This window comes from Paenibacillus sp. S150 (assembly GCF_019352175.1).
Taxonomy (GTDB): domain Bacteria; phylum Bacillota; class Bacilli; order Paenibacillales; family Paenibacillaceae; genus Paenibacillus_AQ.
Genome location: NZ_JACBYI010000049.1, coordinates 38,713 through 55,677 on the forward strand (window position 1 = coordinate 38,713; position 16,965 = coordinate 55,677).

General features: G+C 53.4%; 17 protein-coding genes. 2 read left to right on the forward strand and 15 right to left on the reverse strand.

What is annotated here, in order from left to right; all coding sequences use genetic code 11:
• Nucleotides 1-6: 6 nt before the first annotated feature.
• The 7 genes from HYD27_RS27945 to HYD27_RS27975 all read right to left on the reverse strand — a co-directional run bounded on the left by HYD27_RS27945 (nucleotide 7) and on the right by HYD27_RS27975 (nucleotide 8,148).
• The gene (locus HYD27_RS27945; RefSeq protein WP_219220818.1) at nucleotides 7-2,112 is read right to left on the reverse strand and encodes a glycosyltransferase family 39 protein; all 2,106 of its coding nucleotides are present in this window, start codon (nucleotides 2,110-2,112) and stop codon (nucleotides 7-9) included.
• 264 nt (nucleotides 2,113-2,376) lie between these two features.
• A complete protein-coding gene (locus HYD27_RS27950) occupies nucleotides 2,377-3,198 on the reverse strand; it encodes a phosphotransferase family protein (RefSeq protein ID WP_219220820.1) in 822 nt (273 codons plus the stop codon).
• Between the two features lie 47 nt (nucleotides 3,199-3,245).
• Nucleotides 3,246-3,872 (reverse strand): hypothetical protein, encoded by a 627-nt coding sequence (locus HYD27_RS27955; protein WP_219220822.1) that lies wholly within the window; start codon nucleotides 3,870-3,872, stop codon nucleotides 3,246-3,248.
• A gap of 229 nt (nucleotides 3,873-4,101) precedes the next feature.
• Nucleotides 4,102-5,208: a GerAB/ArcD/ProY family transporter gene (locus tag HYD27_RS27960; RefSeq protein WP_219220823.1), complete on the reverse strand. Its 1,107-nt coding sequence runs from the start codon at nucleotides 5,206-5,208 to the stop codon at nucleotides 4,102-4,104.
• 27 nt (nucleotides 5,209-5,235) lie between these two features.
• Nucleotides 5,236-5,439 carry a hypothetical protein gene (locus HYD27_RS27965; RefSeq protein ID WP_219220825.1) on the reverse strand — a complete coding sequence of 68 codons (204 nt, stop codon included), beginning with the start codon at nucleotides 5,437-5,439 and terminating at the stop codon, nucleotides 5,236-5,238.
• Between the two features lie 7 nt (nucleotides 5,440-5,446).
• On the reverse strand, nucleotides 5,447-6,601 hold the full coding sequence (locus HYD27_RS27970; RefSeq protein ID WP_219220827.1) for a Ger(x)C family spore germination protein: 1,155 nt from the start codon (nucleotides 6,599-6,601) through the stop codon (nucleotides 5,447-5,449).
• Nucleotides 6,598-8,148: a spore germination protein gene (locus tag HYD27_RS27975; RefSeq protein ID WP_219220828.1), complete on the reverse strand. Its 1,551-nt coding sequence runs from the start codon at nucleotides 8,146-8,148 to the stop codon at nucleotides 6,598-6,600. The genes HYD27_RS27970 and HYD27_RS27975 overlap by 4 nt, the downstream gene beginning before the upstream one ends.
• A 314-nt stretch (nucleotides 8,149-8,462) precedes the next feature.
• Here HYD27_RS27975 and HYD27_RS27980 point away from each other — a divergent pair, with 314 nt between their 5' ends.
• On the forward strand, nucleotides 8,463-8,801 hold the full coding sequence (locus HYD27_RS27980; protein ID WP_219220834.1) for an MGMT family protein: 339 nt from the start codon (nucleotides 8,463-8,465) through the stop codon (nucleotides 8,799-8,801).
• Here the strand turns inward: HYD27_RS27980 and HYD27_RS27985 are convergent.
• From HYD27_RS27985 to HYD27_RS28020, 8 genes are all read right to left on the reverse strand, one after another.
• Entirely contained in the window at nucleotides 8,777-9,478 is a 702-nt protein-coding gene (locus tag HYD27_RS27985) for a DUF1361 domain-containing protein (protein ID WP_219220837.1), read from the reverse strand. The two genes, HYD27_RS27980 and HYD27_RS27985, sit on opposite strands and share 25 nt — an antisense overlap.
• Before the next feature lie 347 nt (nucleotides 9,479-9,825).
• A complete protein-coding gene (locus HYD27_RS27990) occupies nucleotides 9,826-11,601 on the reverse strand; it encodes a SulP family inorganic anion transporter (protein WP_219220838.1) in 1,776 nt (591 codons plus the stop codon).
• A gap of 107 nt (nucleotides 11,602-11,708) precedes the next feature.
• Nucleotides 11,709-12,035 (reverse strand): ArsR/SmtB family transcription factor, encoded by a 327-nt coding sequence (locus tag HYD27_RS27995; protein WP_219220840.1) that lies wholly within the window; start codon nucleotides 12,033-12,035, stop codon nucleotides 11,709-11,711.
• A gap of 148 nt (nucleotides 12,036-12,183) precedes the next feature.
• Nucleotides 12,184-12,579: a hypothetical protein gene (locus tag HYD27_RS28000; protein ID WP_219220841.1), complete on the reverse strand. Its 396-nt coding sequence runs from the start codon at nucleotides 12,577-12,579 to the stop codon at nucleotides 12,184-12,186.
• Nucleotides 12,580-12,757: 178 nt separating this feature from the next.
• Nucleotides 12,758-13,942 (reverse strand): pyridoxal phosphate-dependent aminotransferase, encoded by a 1,185-nt coding sequence (locus tag HYD27_RS28005; protein ID WP_228745393.1) that lies wholly within the window; start codon nucleotides 13,940-13,942, stop codon nucleotides 12,758-12,760.
• 28 nt (nucleotides 13,943-13,970) lie between these two features.
• Complete coding sequence (locus HYD27_RS28010; protein ID WP_219220845.1) at nucleotides 13,971-14,267, reverse strand: putative quinol monooxygenase; 297 nt, start codon at nucleotides 14,265-14,267, stop codon at nucleotides 13,971-13,973.
• 169 nt (nucleotides 14,268-14,436) lie between these two features.
• Nucleotides 14,437-15,072: a nitroreductase family protein gene (locus tag HYD27_RS28015; protein ID WP_219220846.1), complete on the reverse strand. Its 636-nt coding sequence runs from the start codon at nucleotides 15,070-15,072 to the stop codon at nucleotides 14,437-14,439.
• A 42-nt stretch (nucleotides 15,073-15,114) separates the two neighbouring features.
• Nucleotides 15,115-15,543: a MarR family winged helix-turn-helix transcriptional regulator gene (locus HYD27_RS28020; protein ID WP_219220847.1), complete on the reverse strand. Its 429-nt coding sequence runs from the start codon at nucleotides 15,541-15,543 to the stop codon at nucleotides 15,115-15,117.
• Nucleotides 15,544-15,717: 174 nt separating this feature from the next.
• Between HYD27_RS28020 and HYD27_RS28025 the strand changes: the two genes are divergently transcribed.
• On the forward strand, nucleotides 15,718-16,497 hold the full coding sequence (locus HYD27_RS28025) for a carbon-nitrogen family hydrolase (protein WP_219220848.1): 780 nt from the start codon (nucleotides 15,718-15,720) through the stop codon (nucleotides 16,495-16,497).
• Nucleotides 16,498-16,965 lie beyond the last annotated feature (468 nt).

Here is a 16,965-nt window from a genome sequence, read left to right on the forward strand (position 1 = left end):
AATGTCCTATTGAACGGTGACCTCATACAAGGTTCCCGCATTGTTGCCTGACTCTGTGCCCTGCCATTCTTCAGCCGGAACTACAGTCCCGTTCTCCGTAATCCATGCGGTAATTTCAGAATTGCCGCCGCGTCCGCCGCCCATGCCTCCGGTAGTGACGAGAAAATATTTCACTTTGCCGCTTGCCACAAGCGCCTTCAGCGTACCGGTGGTATAGGGCACATCCGAACTGTTGAAGCCGTTTAGAATTACTACCGGTTCATTCTCGTCGATAATATAAGGACCGGCCGTTCCGTAATCCATCGCCGCAAACAGATATTTCTCACCGGTATTATGCTCCTTCAGATAGGCCAGCAGATTCCCGTTGACACCTGTGCCGCTGTTTCTGCCGCCCATGCCGCTGCTGCTGTCCGGGCCCGCCGCCGGAGTCATGCTGCTGGAGCCGTAAATGATCGGCGTGAATGCCCAGTACAGCGGTCCGATCAGCAGCACCAGCAAACCAAGCACCGCTGCTGCATGCACGAACGGCTTCTCCCGGCCTTTCATTATCCGCAGTATGAGCAGCAGCAGGGTAACCGCAATTCCTCCTGCAAGTACACCGATGGACCAGCCGCTGCCGATCATATCGTCATAAGGATGAATAATGTACCACTGGAAAAACGCTGTAGCGAGCGTAGCCGCCGGAAGCAGCCACGACAGCCAGGCCGAACGCTCCTTATAATAGGTCCCAAGCTGCACCCAGCCTGCACCGGCCAGTGCTGCAATCGGAGGTGCCATCATGATCAGATAGTATTGGTGAAAGAAGCCGGCGATGCTGAAGAAGCCCATAACCGGCACCAGCCAGGCCAGCCAGAATAATGCTTCTTTATGCTTCTGTGTGAAATTCCGTCTGCGCAGGCCGGCAAAGATTCCGATGCACCCGAAGAGCAGGAACGGAAGCAGCCAGCTGGCCTGGCCCGACAGCGCCGGCTGGAACAAACGCAGCGGACCTGCAGTACCAGTATTGAACATTCCTCCGCCGCCGTTCATTCCGCCGGGGCCGCCCTGGCCTCCGCCGCCAAACTGGCGGCCTTCCCCATCCGTCCGGTTGCCAAAGCCTTGTCTTCCGCCATCCTCTCCGGCCTGACCGCCAGGGGCTGTGCCTTCATCCGTACCGCCCGGCGCCTGACCCTCTGCCCCGCTCATCATTCCTTGACCGCCTTGGCCGCCAGTTCCGTCCATGGCCGGCATTTCAGCGCCGTTCCATGAGGGCATTTCGCCGTTGCTGCCGGCCATCCCGCCTCCGCCGCCAGGAAAGCCGCCGCCGCTGCCTCCAGTGCTGCGGTCACCTGTTAAGCGCGAAACCCCGTTATAGCCAAAGGCCAGATTCAGCACAGAGTTGGTGCCGCTGCTGCCTATATACGGGCGTTTGCTTGCCGGGATCGAATCCACAATAACCGCCCAGGACAGCGAAACTGCCAGCAGCACTGCAGTGCAGGCGGCCAGTACTCCGGTTTTTTTCTTCCAGTTCACCCTGGCTGCCAGAATATAGAAGAGGTAAAATGCCGGAAGTACCATATATGCCTGCAGCATCTTCTCATTGAAGCCTACGCCTATCAAAGCAAATGCGGCGAGAAGACTGCCAATTTTATTGTGCTTTGTACCCTTGAAGAGAAACCAGGCCGCCAGCAAAAGTGTAAATACCAGCATGGCATCAATATTGTTCGTTCTGCTGACAGCGGCAGCTACTGGTGTTGTTGCCATTGCCAACGCGGCCAGCCGTGCGGCCGTGCGGCCGAAGGTCGGCTTCACCAGCAGGTACACCAGCAGCACCGAGCCGACGCCCCCAAGTGCCTGCGGCAGAATCACGCTCCAGCCGTGCAGTCCGAAGATCAACGCGCTGACCGTCTGAATCCAGAACGTCACAGGCGGTTTATCGACCGTTACCGAGCCCGCCGAATCCAGCGAAGCGAAGAAGAAATTGTGGAAGCTCTGGAGCATGCTTCCTACTGCGGTTGTATAATACGTATTTACGTATTGATCATTCCAGATTCCATAACTGTACAGAAACGCTGCAAGCAGCAGAATCCCCAGCAGCACGACATCGGAACTCAGTTTTTTTATCCGATTCATTTATCTCCGCTCCCATCGAACTATCCGTATATTATTCCGGCAGTGCTCTATCCCCCCGGTACAGCTTTGCTTAGATGTAGTATGGCATCCCTACCTTAACTCATAATGAAATCAAACTGAATGTTTGCTGAAACCATTACAACAAAAATAGCCCCGCAGCGCGGGGCCTTGCATTTAAACATATTCCGGGTCCTATGCGGACCTCACTTTTCTCTCCCGCCGCGCAGCAGCGCAATATATGTAGTCAAAGTGCACCTTCTTCCCTTAATGTCCCGACCGGAAGGATTCCGGCCTTAGACGTCTGCGGATTTCACGGACAAGCTGTTCCTTCTCGGCCAGCGGTATGCCCTCTGTGAGCCGGGCCGCCGCCACAGGCAGCACCCAGGCGTTCACCTCGGAGTATGCCAAACCCGAGAGCCTGAGATATTCCCGGATGTAGCCTTTCGTCAGCCTCTGTCTGATAAAACCCGTAACGAACCTGGTGGATAATGATGCCCCGGGCGGCAATGTTCCCATGCTGAGCAGCACCACAGTGCGGGCCGCGTCCCCCACCGGATTGCCGGCGGTCCCGTTCATCCAGTCGATAATCCATGCCTGCCCATCCATCAGCACATTGTCCGGGTGGAAATCCCCATGCAAGAGCCGGTCTCCCGCTGGCAGCGGTTCCAGCTTAGCCAGTATGGCCGTTTTCTCCTCCATTAACAGCATGGGTGCGGCAATAATACTGCTCTTCAGGCTCTCCTTCTGCCTTCCGGATGCGTCCGGACCTTGGAGCTTGTGCAGATCGTAATGGAGTGCCGCCAGCTGCCCGGCGTACTCGCCAAGCTTCCACGGCTTCTTCCCGATCAGCCCCAGCATGGAGCGTCCAAAAACCTGCTGAAATACAATGCCCTTGCGCTCCTGATCCGCAACCAGCTCAAAAGGCCGGGGAGTCTGAAGGTTCTGCCCAAAGGCATATTTACTGATTTCATATTCGCGCTCCGCATCGTGCGCCGGAATATCCTCACGGTACAGCTTCAGAATCTTCCCGGCTCCATGCTCCCAAACCTCGGCCGTTCTGCCTTCCCCAATCCGTTTCCCCTGCATGCCTCTTTCCCCCGTCTATCCAGACTAATTGTTATAGTCAGATGCTCTCATCCCGGCAAAGCATCGCGGAAAAACTCATGATAAAAATTAATAATAACCAGCAGCACCGCCAGCGATTCATTGACGCTGCCCACTTCAAGCGCATGATTGGCGTCATCGATACGGTACACCCGAAGATTCTTCAGCCCGCCGAGCTCAGCGGCATGATGCTCCGTGAATGTCGGGTCGCTTCCGCCATAGATGATGCTGCCCCGGCTTTTACGCAGCAGCGGGAGCGAATCTGCAACGGGCGTTAAGTACAAATGAGAGGTTTTCTGCTGAAGATTCATTTCTGCCGCCACTGTTCCGGCAATGATTGCCCCCATGCTTTTGCTCACAAAGAGCAGCTGCCCATAATCCGGGAGTGACGCAACAGCCGCTTTGCATTCTTCTGCTACAATATCTATCTCCTCGCGTTTAAGCTCTGCCCGTGCGCTCTGATAACCATATTCCAGCAGCAGGATATCGCAGCCGTATTCGCGGGCCAGCTTGGCCGCATAATCCAGCAGCGAACGTTCGGCGGAATAGCTCTTGCCAGGAAAGACTACCACGAGCGCCTTGGATTCCTGTGTAATATATTTATGTCTGACTTCCCTGCCCCAATGTGAGGACATGACGATGCTTGACGCACTCACCAGCGCTTCCTCCTTAAATTCCGCTTTTTATTTTCTGTCTCCCTGCCTCTCATTATAGCTATCTTCCTCAAATGTTGACAACAAGTGGAAACGGCTTCGCCGTCCTTATAAGGACGGTATCCGTTTCAGCGGGAAAGATAAGGCTGATTTATAGCGTGAAACATATAAATTATCTTTAAAAAAACTCCCCGCTTATATTCACGGGAAGCCCAAAGGCGCGGCAATGTTCTTACTGCTGCGCAGCCGACTGTCTGTTCCTTTTCCTCCGGGCCATAATCTCAGCGGTAATCCACAGAAGTACAGGAATAATCACCTGAAACGGAAAGGCATAAATCTTGTAGATATGATAGGCAAAATACTCCATTTGCATAATATCCTTATAAATGAATTCCGCCAGATAGACCATGATCAGCCCCATCTGGAGTACTACCGAGCGGTAGCTGTTCAGCTTGAATACCTTGCCCACCCCGTTGCAGGCCACATACAAACATAGGCTCACTTTAATAAAAAGCGCCGTTACAAATATAATTGCTGCCGAGCCTTCGATCCGGGTCAGGAAATCCCCGATATTGATTCTGCTTACCGCCACATAGGAGGGAAAGTACAGACTTGATAGAATTTCCTGCCCCAGCATCAGCAAATTGCGAAAGGTGACAAAAATAATAATCCCCCCGGCAATCAACGTGCCGCTAACCAGCACCCGTGCCGCTGAACCCTTTTTGGGCAGCGCGCTGAACGCACCGAGGAAAATCACAATTTCGGCAAACGGAAAGGTGAAGGAGCCGATCGCATCTGCAAAAACAGACTTCCATCCATTATCTAAAAAAGGAAATAAATGCTCATATTGAAACTTGGGCACCGAGAGCAGCTGTATCGCTGCAATCACTACAAGTGTAAACAGCAGCAGGAACTTGGCGCTTCTCCCCAGCACTTCCAGTCCTCCCTTCACCACCCACACACACAGCAGCCCTATCACCAGCATTGGGGCAAGCATCGGTGTGGAGGTTAAGGCCACCGTCTTGCTGAATTCCCCGAAGTTCCGCAGCACAAGCGCACCCAAATGCAGGGCATACCATATGTACAGACAAGAGAGCATCCTGCCAAAGACAGCGCCGAACACGGCAATCAGCATATCATAGAGATCCTTGCCCGGAAAAAGCACATGCAGCCGTGCGTAAATGAACATCAGCGGAATCGCCATTAGGATGGCAAAGATGAGAGCAATCCAGCTGCTGTTGCCGGATTGACTAGAAACTCCCATGAACAGTGAAGTGCCGATAATAAACAGGACAACTATACTGATAGACTGCCCCGCCGGTACTATTTCTTTGCTCATCCTTCCTCCCCCTTCACAAATGCAGCTTTAGAATAACGCCTTGACTAAATTAACAATCAGCGGAGAAGGACTGGGAATCTCCCAATGCATGGCCAGGGCAAAAGCCAGGGAAAAGGATACCAGGCAAAGAACAGAGCATACATAGAAATCCCGCTTCAGGCCTTGCTTACGCAGCCCATAGGGATCTATGATAACAACAAAAGCATAAACAAGCACAACGTAAATGACCATGTCCGAATCAATCTCCCAGCTTGATGGCCCGCGACGTTTTGGCGGTGCTCTGAATGATCACTTTGGTGTGTACGTCTACTTCCAGACGGGTGAATTCTTCAGGCCATTTTTTTTTGATTCCGGACCATGTTTTGGGCAAGCTCCTATGAACGGCCTCGCCGAAGCCAAATATGTCGGCCTGATATTTCTCCTGTACCTTATGGATGACCGAGAGAACCTTCTGTTCCAAAGCCTCGCCAGCCCTCTGCTCAATGGCCTTTATACTTTCTTCTTCCGAAAATCCGTTGGAGGTCATAACCTCATCCAGTCCGGTATGCGTGACTATATTAAGCTGCAGACGGATTCTGCCGTCCACCAGCTTAGGCTTGACTTTGGTCCTGCTCTCCAAAATTTCAAGCGAATAGGAAGGAACTTCATGCGCATTGTTCACCTCAAGCACACCTCCGCGAATTTTGTCTTTGGCAAACAGCATGCTTTGGGTTTCTTCTCCATCCAGTTTACCCACCATTTTGTCCTTTACAAATACCGCCGTCCCGTCAACACGTTCATTTTTCTGTCCGTTTTTCTCATGAAGGCTAATCAGCGGCGCTATCGCATTGTTTCCTGAAGTTTCCAGTTTGTCGATAAAATCCCATATTTCAACTACAGGAGCTTTGTTGGTAAACTGTTCGTCACGCATCATTTGTGCCAGTTCAAACGACATGATCGCTTCTGTAGTACTGTTCAGATTAAGAACTTCTCTGGCTGTTTTCTCATCGGACACAAAGATAAACACATCCGATCTTGTTTCTGTATCCCTGCTGTACCAGTCGATAACTTTGGTTAATCCGTCCCGGGCAATTTCCTCGCTGAAGATGATCGCTTTCGCATGGCTCCAAAACAGCTTTTTGCCGGTCAGCGAGATCATATCCCGTACAATTTCAAACATGGTATCTCCGCTGAGACTCAGCATTTTGAAGCCAGCCTGATTCTGGTCGAGCCCTCCTTTGTTGTCCACCATCTCCGTCGTAAGCTGGATTTTGCCTTCATCACCATCCTTGTCAATTGCCACACCGGCCACGATGGACATATCATCGACCTCGGCATAATTCCAGCAGCCGGAAAGTCCGGGCAGCAACAGCGCGGAGATCAGGACAAACATCAGTTTGCGGAATCCTCTCATGCCCGTTTAGCCGGCTTCTTGGGCGGCTTCCGCTTCATATTGCGCGCACCGATAATCGCCGGACGCAGATACATATCCCACCAGGGAGCCCGGATGGCCGTATCCTTAATATCCTGCGGACGGATGGACCCCACCCCCAGCATATAGGGAACCCCGAAGGAGCGGAGTCCCATCAGATGAATCACCAGGCCAAGCAGCCCGAAGAAATAGCCGTATATGCCGAGGAAAAAGGTACTGATCAGCAACCCCAGCCGGACTATAATCAAAGGGCCGGTGAGCCGGGGATTCAATAAGGTCGTGATGCCGGTCAGCCCTACGACAATTACCATCGGCGCACTGACAATCCGCGCATCGACCGCCGCCTGCCCCAGCACCAGTGCGCCTACTATGCTTACCGCCTGCCCGATTGAGGTCGGAATCCGCGCCCCGGCTTCCCGCAGAATCTCGAAGATTGTCAGCATGAGCAGCGCCTCGACAACCGTCGGAAAAGGAACGGACAATCTCGCGGTGGCAATGCTGAGCAGCAGCAGCGTAGGAACCATTTCCTGGGCATAGGTGACCAGTGCAATATAGGCAGCAGGTATACTGACTGACATGAAAGCGCCTATTACTCTTAACAGACGGTTGAAAGAGGCGAAATAAAAATTAATGTAATAATCCTCGCTGGCCTGGAAATTCTCCACGAACACATATGGCAGTGTGAGCGCAAAGGGGCTGCCCTCAATCAGCAGGGCGATTCTCCCCTCCATAATTTTGCCGACCAGGGAATCGGGCCTTTCGGTGTTGCCAATCATCTCAAAGGGCGAATAGGGCTCATCGCGGATCAGCTCAGCCAGATAACCGCTATCCAGAATATGGTCGATTTCCACCCGGTCCAGTCTGCCCTCCAGCTCCTTCAAAATATCCGGTGAAGCCAGGCTTTCCATATAACAGATGCAAATCTGCGTCTTGGAACGGGTTCCGATATCTCTGAATACAAACTTCAGGTCGGGATTTTGCACTCGGCGGCGAATCAGAGTCAAATTCACCAGCAGCGACTCGTTGAAGCCTTCCCTTGGACCCCTAACCGCTTTTTCCGTCAAAGGCTCTTCGATGGCCCGCGTCTCCCAGCCCTGCGCATTAATATTCAGCGCCCCTGCATATCCGTCTAACAGAAATACTGTTTTGCCGCCTACGACCGCCCCTACTAATTCATCCAGCTCCGTAGAAATCATAATGTCACTGATATTTATAATCTCCGTGCGGATTTTCTCCATCAGCTTAGCCGGGCTGCCATGGTCTTCCTCCCTGAAGGGATAAGTCATTACCGGCCGGGTAATCCCATTCTGTATGAGATCTCTGTCAATCATTCCGTCCACATAGATCAGGCCGCAGCGCACCGGTGTTCCATGGTTATTCTCAATGACCCGCACCCGCAGAGTCCCATCGTTGCTGAAGACCTGCTGGAACAAAGCCACAGTTTCGTCCAGCGAGGGACTTAGCGGCTGAGAAGAGGATATCTTGCGGGGATCCTGGCCGCCGCTCTTGGCAGCGTCTGTATTCTTCACAGCAGTCACTCCTGTCACAATTGTTTTGATCTGATTATCCCCTGACTGCGCTTCTTCTATTCGCCAGAATTATACTTAGCAGGAAGCTGGAAGCGCCTGCGCCGTTCTGCGCAGGAGCGGCTGCCTCTGCCGGCAGCCGGACGGGAAGCCAATTTCAGATATCCGGTTCAAGGCCAAATAACCCCGCCATAAGCGGGGTTAATCTTAGTGTTATCTTCAGTTATTCCGCAGATGACTTCTGATATAATTCAGTTATAAGAATGACGATAGTGTACAAAATATAAATCCTATTCATGGAAAAAGGAGTACAGTTCATGACGCCATTTACACAAAAGGTCATCGCCGTCATCCGCTCAATTCCTGAAGGCTATGTTATGACCTACGGAGGCATCGCCCGCGCCGCAGGAAGCCCCAGAGGGGCCCGGCAGGTAGTGCGCATTCTTCATTCCATGAGCCGCAAATACAAGCTGCCCTGGCACAGAGTGGTGAATGTCAAAGGGGAAATCGCCCTGACCGATGACGAATCCGGCTCGCTGCAGCGATTATATCTGCTGGGGGAAGGCATCGTTTTTGATGCAAAGGGAACGATTGATCTTCAGCGCTACCAGTATCATCCGGACGGAGAGGATTATCTTCTGCCGCCAGTAGAATAGGCTCGTTCGTTCCCTCTGCCCAGCACATTCAGCAGACAGTACATCGTCGCATAAATAGCCAGCAGCACAAAGGCAATGAACAGGCTGAAGAAGACCGACTGCCAGTTCAGGCTGTCGGCAACCAGCTGGTACAGCTGATGCCTGTCGGTGAGCACATCCCAGCTGTTCAGCCGGTAGACCCTGCCGAGCAGTACGCCATAACCCCCGAGCGCGCAGGCGGACAGCACGAAGATCCAGGAGAGCAGCAGATTGGTTTTGCGGTAAATAACGGCCTGGAACTGGTACAGGGAGAAAAATCCGGTCAGCCAGCCGCTCCAGGTGAACAGCAGCAGCGTAATCAGATCATACCAATAGCGGCTCTGGATCGTTCCGCCGACGAAGTAGAGATTTTTGCGGATGGTGAGGTGCACCAGATCCGTCATAATATAGGGCGCGTTCGGAAAAAACAGCAGCCAGGCTATGCCAAGCGGCAGCATCAGCAGCCCGCCGATTTTTCGTTTATCCAGCTCATGGGCAGCCATGGAGAAGACGAATGGGAGCCAGGCCAGAAACAAATTCCAGATTAGAAACTTGTAGAACGTATCCGTCCGCTGCGATACAACGCCGTAGACCGCAAGCGTTGCCAGGGACAATCCTGCCAACAGCAGAAATACCTTAATGTAATTCAATTCCTTCATAAGCGTGTTAATCTCCTTATCGGTATGAATTCGTCGATTCTCTCCCTGTAATTGTACAAATATTTCTGTGCCTTGTACAAACAGGGCCGCCATGAGCTTGTTCCGGCGCCGGATTGGGACAAAGGGATTGAAGTGCAGCAGGCGGAATCATAGGCGCAGGCGCACTCGCGGTGCGGATTCAAAGGCAGTAGCAAGCGGAAAAGGGGCGCAAACACAAAGCAGCGATTCTCCAAGTAACGGGAAAATCGCTGCTTTGCTGGCTGCTGCTGGCTGCGGAACGAAGAGAAGGCCTCGCTGTCGCAGGATGCCGCCGATGTCAGGAATGATTCAAACACACTGTTCAGCGGCTACAATTCACCGCTCAGCTTACGTGCCACTGCGGGCACTCGCCCCTTGAAGGCATTGCGTCCAACGGCCTCATCCAGTCCGGAAAAGGCTCCGCATTCCCTGAAGGCGGCATGCCGGCAGCCCAGGCATTTATTGTAGTTGATAACCTTGAGTGCATCATTGATTGCCTCACCGGTGTGCTCATAAAACTGCGCAGCCCCAATTCTGTCGTACAGCCCGGTCTTCTTGAGCAGCTCCAGCGGCTGGGATTGAATCCCGGAGATCATCAGCCGGCCTCCGTCCTCATGCAGCTCCTTCACCAGTTCCGCCAGATTGGCTTCGCCGGTAGTATCGATAAAGGGCACCTTCCCCATCCGCAGCAGAATGACCTTCGGCTGATCCGGCCCAAATCCCGGCATGGTATCCTCGAACCGGTAGGCCGCTCCGAAGAACAGCGGTCCCTCCACATTATAAATGCCGATCTGCGGACAATCGTGGCTGTCCGTAACCATATGCGCTTCTACCTTTACCGAAGAGGGATCAGGCAATACCTTGGACACCAGATGCACCTCACCCATCCGTTTGACGAACAAGACCACTGCCAGCACCAGTCCAACCTCCACCGCCACTGTCAGATCGGCAAAGACAGTCAGCAGAAAGGTAATAAACAGCACCAGCGAATCTCCGGTCTTCAGCTTAAGCAGATGAAGGAATTCCTTGCGCTCGCTCATGTTCCACGCCACCACCATCAGGATTGGCGCCATCGCGGCGAGCGGAATACTTGATGCATAAGGGGCAAACAGCAGCAGAATCAGAAATACCACAACACCGTGGATCACACCCGACAAGGGAGAAGCGGCTCCGCTCTTGATATTGGTGGCGGTTCTGGCAATCGCTCCGGTAGCAGGAATCCCGCCAAACAGAGGAGCGGCTATATTGGCAACCCCCTGCCCGATCAGCTCACGGTTGCTGTTGTGGCGGCCGCCAGCCATCCCGTCCGCTACAACTGCGGACAAGAGCGACTCAATCGCTCCCAGCATAGCGATGACAAAAGCCGGACGAAGCAGCAGCTTAATCCGGTCCCAGGTGATGACCGGGAAATGGAAGCTCGGCAGCGTGTTGGGGATGTCCCCGTAGGCGGAGCCAATCGTAGTCACCTTGCCGCTGAAGAACAGCGCGGCTATGATGGTTGCGCAGAGCAGTCCGACCAGTGCCCCGGGCACTTTTGGCGCAAACCGCATACCGAGTACAAGCACAGCCAGACAAATCGCCGCCGTAAGTATGCTGTACAGATTAATCGTTGAAATATGCAGGTCGATCTCCTTCATGTTGTCTATGAAGCTTTCATGCCGCTTCATATCCTTCAGGCCGAGGAAATTGGCAATCTGTCCGCTGAAGATAATAACGGCAATGCCTGCAGTAAATCCGATCGTTACGGGCTTGGGAATAAACTTGATCAGCACCCCCAGCCGCAGCAGGCCCATGAGCACGAGAATTACTCCGGCCATCATCCCGGCAAGCAGCAGGTTCTCATAGCCATACTCCATGGCAATGGCGAACAAAATAGGAATAAACGCACCCGTAGGCCCGCCAATTTGAAATTTTGAACCGCCGAACAAAGAAATTAGAATCCCCGCGACTATGGTTGTATAAATTCCGTACTCCGGCTTCACGCCCGAAGCAATGGCAAACGCCATCCCCAAAGGGATGGCAATAACGCCGACGATTACCCCTGAGATGAGATCCTTGCGCAGCGAAGCAATATTATAGCCTTTAAAACGGCCCCACCCTATCATCCTTTAACCTTCTTTTCTCTAAATATCTGATTATTTGAATATAAGAGCAACATTACTCCTGCAAGCCTCTCTTGTCAACGGGAAATCCACCCCGGGAGACCCCGGGGTTATTCGCTGCGGATTCCCTCCAGAAGGGAGATGGCGTTCACCAGATGGTTGTCGAATATTTGTTTGGCGACTCCCAGAAGGTCCTTGATCAGAGGATCACGCAGCGAGTAAATCACCGTTGTGCCTTCTTTTACACTGGCTACCACATTTTTGGCGCGGAGCACGGCAAGCTGCTGGGATACGGCAGACCCCTCGGACCCAAGTATGGCCTGCAGCTCGTTCACATTCTTCTCGCCTTCGCTCAGCAGCTCCAGAATACGAATCCGCATCGGATGAGCCAGCGCCTTAAAAAATTCCGTCTTGAATTGCTGAATATCGCTGTTCATTGAACCTCTGCTCCTCATAGCTTACTTCTTGTTTCTAGTTTATCTTAGCTTATTTAGCCGGGAGTGGCTATGCCGATAGGGGAAACTGTCAGGTACAGCCGGACACTGTGCGGGATAGCGCACCTCCGGTTAACAGAGGAAATTGGAGTCAGGTGTGAGAAGCAGCCTGCAGCAAGAATGGATACAGCCGGATTTCGCGGGTACGGATTTCCACCAGGCTGCCCAGCGCCATCGGCTCGCCGAGGCATTCAAATAATATCGGCTCCCCGTCCAGCTGCAGACAGCCTGTTCCGTCTTCTTCTATATTGTCCAGCACGCCCGTCAAGACCACATCATGACCATCCATACGGATGCCATGCCCGGCTCCCCCTGCCGGAACGATGTCCACCCAGCGCATAAGCAGAGCCGGAATTTCGAATTCCACCGCAGCTTCGTCGCCCGGCTTCAAGGGAGGCCCGCACCAGATGCCCCTGCCTTCACCGGCATCCGCCTCGAAAAACACCTCGTCCCTTTTCAGGCCTGTCTTCAAGATCTTGATCTTCATCACTTTGTGCTCCATTTGCTAAGATTTACTGCTTATTATACATGACATCCAGCCCATTATGCGATCAGGTATAATTCACGGAGGCTGCACAAGACAAGCAGGGGGAGTATCCGGAGCCTCTCCGGCTCCGGATACTCCCCCTGCTGAGTGAAATCTTATTATTACGTCCAGCCGCTTATCACCGTTCCGGAGCAAAGAGCTGCAGCCCTGCAATCCGGTTCACAGCTTCCGCCAGCCGGGCTTCATCGCTTACCAGGCCTGCCCGCACATAGCCTTCGCCGTATTCGCCGAAGCCGGTCCCTGGCGCCACCACCACATGCGCCTCATCCAGCAGCAGATCGGCAAAGCTCTGCGAGGTATAGCCGGCCGGAACCGGAAGCCAGGCAAAGAAAGAGCCTCCCGGTGCCTCCACCTTCCAGCCGAGCTTACGCAGTCCGCCGATCAGAATATTCCGCCGCGCTTCATAACGGTCCAGGTTCTGCTGAACGCAGGCCTGCGGCCCCGACAATGCGGCCGCGGCCGCTTCCTGAACCGCTCCGAACAGACTGACATACATATGATCCTGAAGCAGATTCAGGCTCTCGACGACACTGGCATTGCCGGCAGCAAATGCTACGCGCCAGCCGGCCATGTTGTAGGTTTTGGAAAGGGTGTAAATTTCAATGCCATTGTCCTTCGCTCCCGGCGTCTGAAGATAGCTGCGCGGACGCCGTCCGTCATAGCCGATCGCGGCATAGGCAAAATCATGCACTACGCAAATGTTGTGCTGCTCCGCAAACTGCACTGTTTCACGGAAGAAGGCCTCCGTAGCCACCGCTCCGGTCGGATTGTTGGGATAATTAAGGAACATCAGCTTGGCTGCAGCCGCAGCTTCAGGGGAAATGCCCGCATAATCGGGCAGGAATCCCCGATCCGCAGTAAGCGGCAGCTTCTCCATGATTGCCCGGGCCAGCTCAATGCCTGACCAGTAATCGGGATATCCGGGATCGGGCACAAGCGCCGTATCGCCCGGGTTCAGCAGACACTGGACCACCTCGACCAGCCCGGTTTTGCCGCCGAACAGAATCGCAACCTCACTGTCCGGCTCCAGCACCACTCCGTATTCCCGCTTGTAGAACATGGCTGCCGCCTCTTTGAGGTAACGGTCACCGCGGAACGGCGGATATTTGTGGTTCTGAGGATTGGCCGCTGCCGCCTGCAGCGCCTGGACAATATGATCCGGCGTAGGCATATCGGGATTGCCTTGTCCCAGATTGATCACATCATGCCCCGCCGCCGAAGCGCTGCCGGCTCTGGCGACAAGGGCGGCAAAAAACTGCTTGGGCAAAGACTGCAGCAAGGCAGAAGGCTCAAAATGATTCAATTCAGAACTCATCCTCTCCGGCTGAACGTTATTTGCTGACCGGCTCGCCGTTGAATACCTTGACATCAAGCGGAGCAGTCAGGAATTCAGGCGCTTTGGCCGCAAACCCGGTAAAGTGGGGGCTTGCATTGTGGCTGGATACCGACTCCGAATCGCGCCAGGTTTCCACCATGATATACGTGTTTTCCTGCTCGAAATGATTGTACAACTCGTAAGAGAGATTGCCTTCTTCCTTATGCGTTGCGGCCAGCAGCTGACTGGCCTCAGCCAGGAATTTCTCCTTGAATTCGGGATTCACCTGCATTACGGCATGAATAATGATCATTTCTAGTCCTCCTCAAAGTTTTGTAAAGGTTAAACAGCCTGGGGTTGCTTCCTACAAAACCCGCTTCGGAAGCATCGGCCCAGCTTGTTAGGATTGCTATTCTGATTAAACTTCGTACAAGCTTCCTTCGGAAGGCATTCGCTTAAGTTTTGTGAGCCAGCCAGGGCTCCTATCTCCACTGTGCAATGGTGTCGATAGGCAGACGTACGGATGCATAGCCAGCATCTGCGGCTTGGCCGATGGAGATCAGCATGACCGGAACATAGCGCTCCTTGTCCATGCCGAAGGCTTCGGCAATCTGGTCCTTTTCGAAGCCGCCGATAGGATTGGTATCGTAGCCATGGGCACGGGCGGCCAGCATCAGCTGCATGGAGACCAGTCCGCCGTCAATCATAATTGTTTCTCTGTTGACATCAGCCGGCAGCGCAGCAAAATGTGCTCCCAGAACAGCCAGCTGTCTTTCCTTGACTTCAGCAGGCATCAGTCCGCGTTCAACAGCCGCACCATAAATTTCTTCGGCATAATCGAAATTGTTCATATCTGCAAAAACCGCAATCACAGCCGCAGAGGTCTCTACCTGCTGCTGGTTGAATTTGGCGAGCGGCGCCAGCTTGGCTTTGCCTTCTGCACTCTCAATCACCAGAAAACGCCAAGGCTGCATGTTCACCGATGAGGGCGCCAATGTGGCTTCGGTAAGAATCTCTGTCATTTCCTCTTGGCTGATTTTGACGGAGGTGTCATATTTGCGGATCGAGCGGCGTCCTGTGATAATGCTGTTGAAATCATTGGTTTTGACAGTGTTCATGAATGGTTAACTCCTTCATTATAGTTTGATTATAGGTTATAGCTACAGTAAATTGATATTATACTGCAGCCGGGCAAGCAGCTCTGCGAGCGCTGCACGCTCCTGCTCATCAAAACCGGAGAGCAGGCTGCCGATGAACCGGCTCTTCTCTTCCTTGTAAGAGCGGATTCTCTCTCTTCCCTGTACGGTAAGGGAGACCAGCGTCACTCTGTTGTCGGCGGGATTGTTGCGGCGGGAAATCATGCCGTTCTCCTCCAGCCCCTTCAGGTGGCGGGTGACAGCGGCGGCATCAATATCGATTTGCTTTTGCAGCGAGCTTTGGCTGATCTCAGTACCCTGGAACAACTCGTGGAGCAGACGGAGACGGGTGGGACTAATGCCCGCACAGCGCTCGAAGGTCGGCGTAATCGCCTTGTTCAGCGCCTGCAGCCGTTCAAAGATGCGTTCTTCCCCAGGCAAATGTTCAGTCAAGATTAACCCCCTAACACAAATAGATTGCACAAAATTCTTTTGACAAGCATCACTTTACACCTTTATCATTGACCCGTCAACTAATAATTCCGCTCTATTGATTTCCTTGCCGGGGCGGATGCTTGCCCGTACAATCAAAGTATAGTTTGGCTCACAACCTAAGGAGGCCCGTTCATGAAAATCTCCCTGCTTCAGCTCGACATAGCCTTTGGCAATCCAGCGGTGAATTATGCTGCCGCAGAACGAAAAATCCGCGAGGCGGCAGCTGAAGGCACGGAATGTGTAATTCTTCCCGAGCTGTGGACGACCGGATACGATTTAACCAGGCTTGCGGAAATTGCCGATGCTGAGGGCAGCACGACCAAGGCTGTGATGTCAGGCCTGGCCCGTGAGCTGGGCATCCATATTGTGGCCGGCTCCGTCGCCAGCAGGCATGTCAGCGGCATCACCAACAGCATGTATGTGTTCAACCGTACCGGAGAGCTCGCCGGCGAGTACAGCAAGCTGCATCTGTTCCGGCTGATGGATGAGCATCTGTACCTGAAGCCTGGCGCAGCCAAAGGGCTGTTCACGCTGGACGGGGCAAGCTGCGCCGGGCTGATCTGCTACGATATCCGCTTCCCCGAATGGGTCCGCGCCCATACGGCGCTCGGGGCCGAGGTGCTGTTCATCAGTGCCGAATGGCCGCTGCCGCGCCTTGCCCACTGGCGTGCGCTGCTGATCAGCCGGGCCATCGAGAATCAATGCTATGTCGCAGCATGCAACCGTGCGGGCAAGGACCCGGCGAATATCTTTGCCGGCCATTCCATGATTATTGATCCCTGGGGAGAGGTGGTCTGCGAAGCATCGGGAAGCGAGGAAATTCTGACCGGCGAGATCGATTTGCAGAAGGTGCGCGAGGTCCGGGTGCAGATTCCGATCTTCTCCGACCGGAGACCGGAGCTGTATCTGTAATCCGCCGGCTGTTGGGGCGGGCAGGTGTTGGGGCGGGCAGGTGTTGGGGCGGGCAGGTGTCAAGCAGGGCTTTTCCAGTGTATATCCTTAGTCTTACATGGGTTACTGGCCTTTCCCTGCGGGAAGTGGCCTGGACTTCCAATTCCGAGGGCCGAAGTGGAAAAGCAAACCTGCTCCGGGTCATTTGCCCACCAAACCAGCCCTAAATAAGCTGAACTTGAAACATTAATAAAAAGGGCAGCCAGCCTTAGTGGTAAAAAGGAACACTAATCCAGCGCATTCGGATTCCGGATCATCCTTAGTGGGAAAAAGTACAACTAAGTCGGCCGAAATCAGCCGTATGGGATGGCGTAAAATAGTATGTGTAAGGATCGGGGAGTCTAGTAAACGACAAAAAAGTAGGGTATCCTTGGGATTGCAAAGTCACCAAGAAAAGGAGCCCTACTCAATGACCAGTATACAACAAAA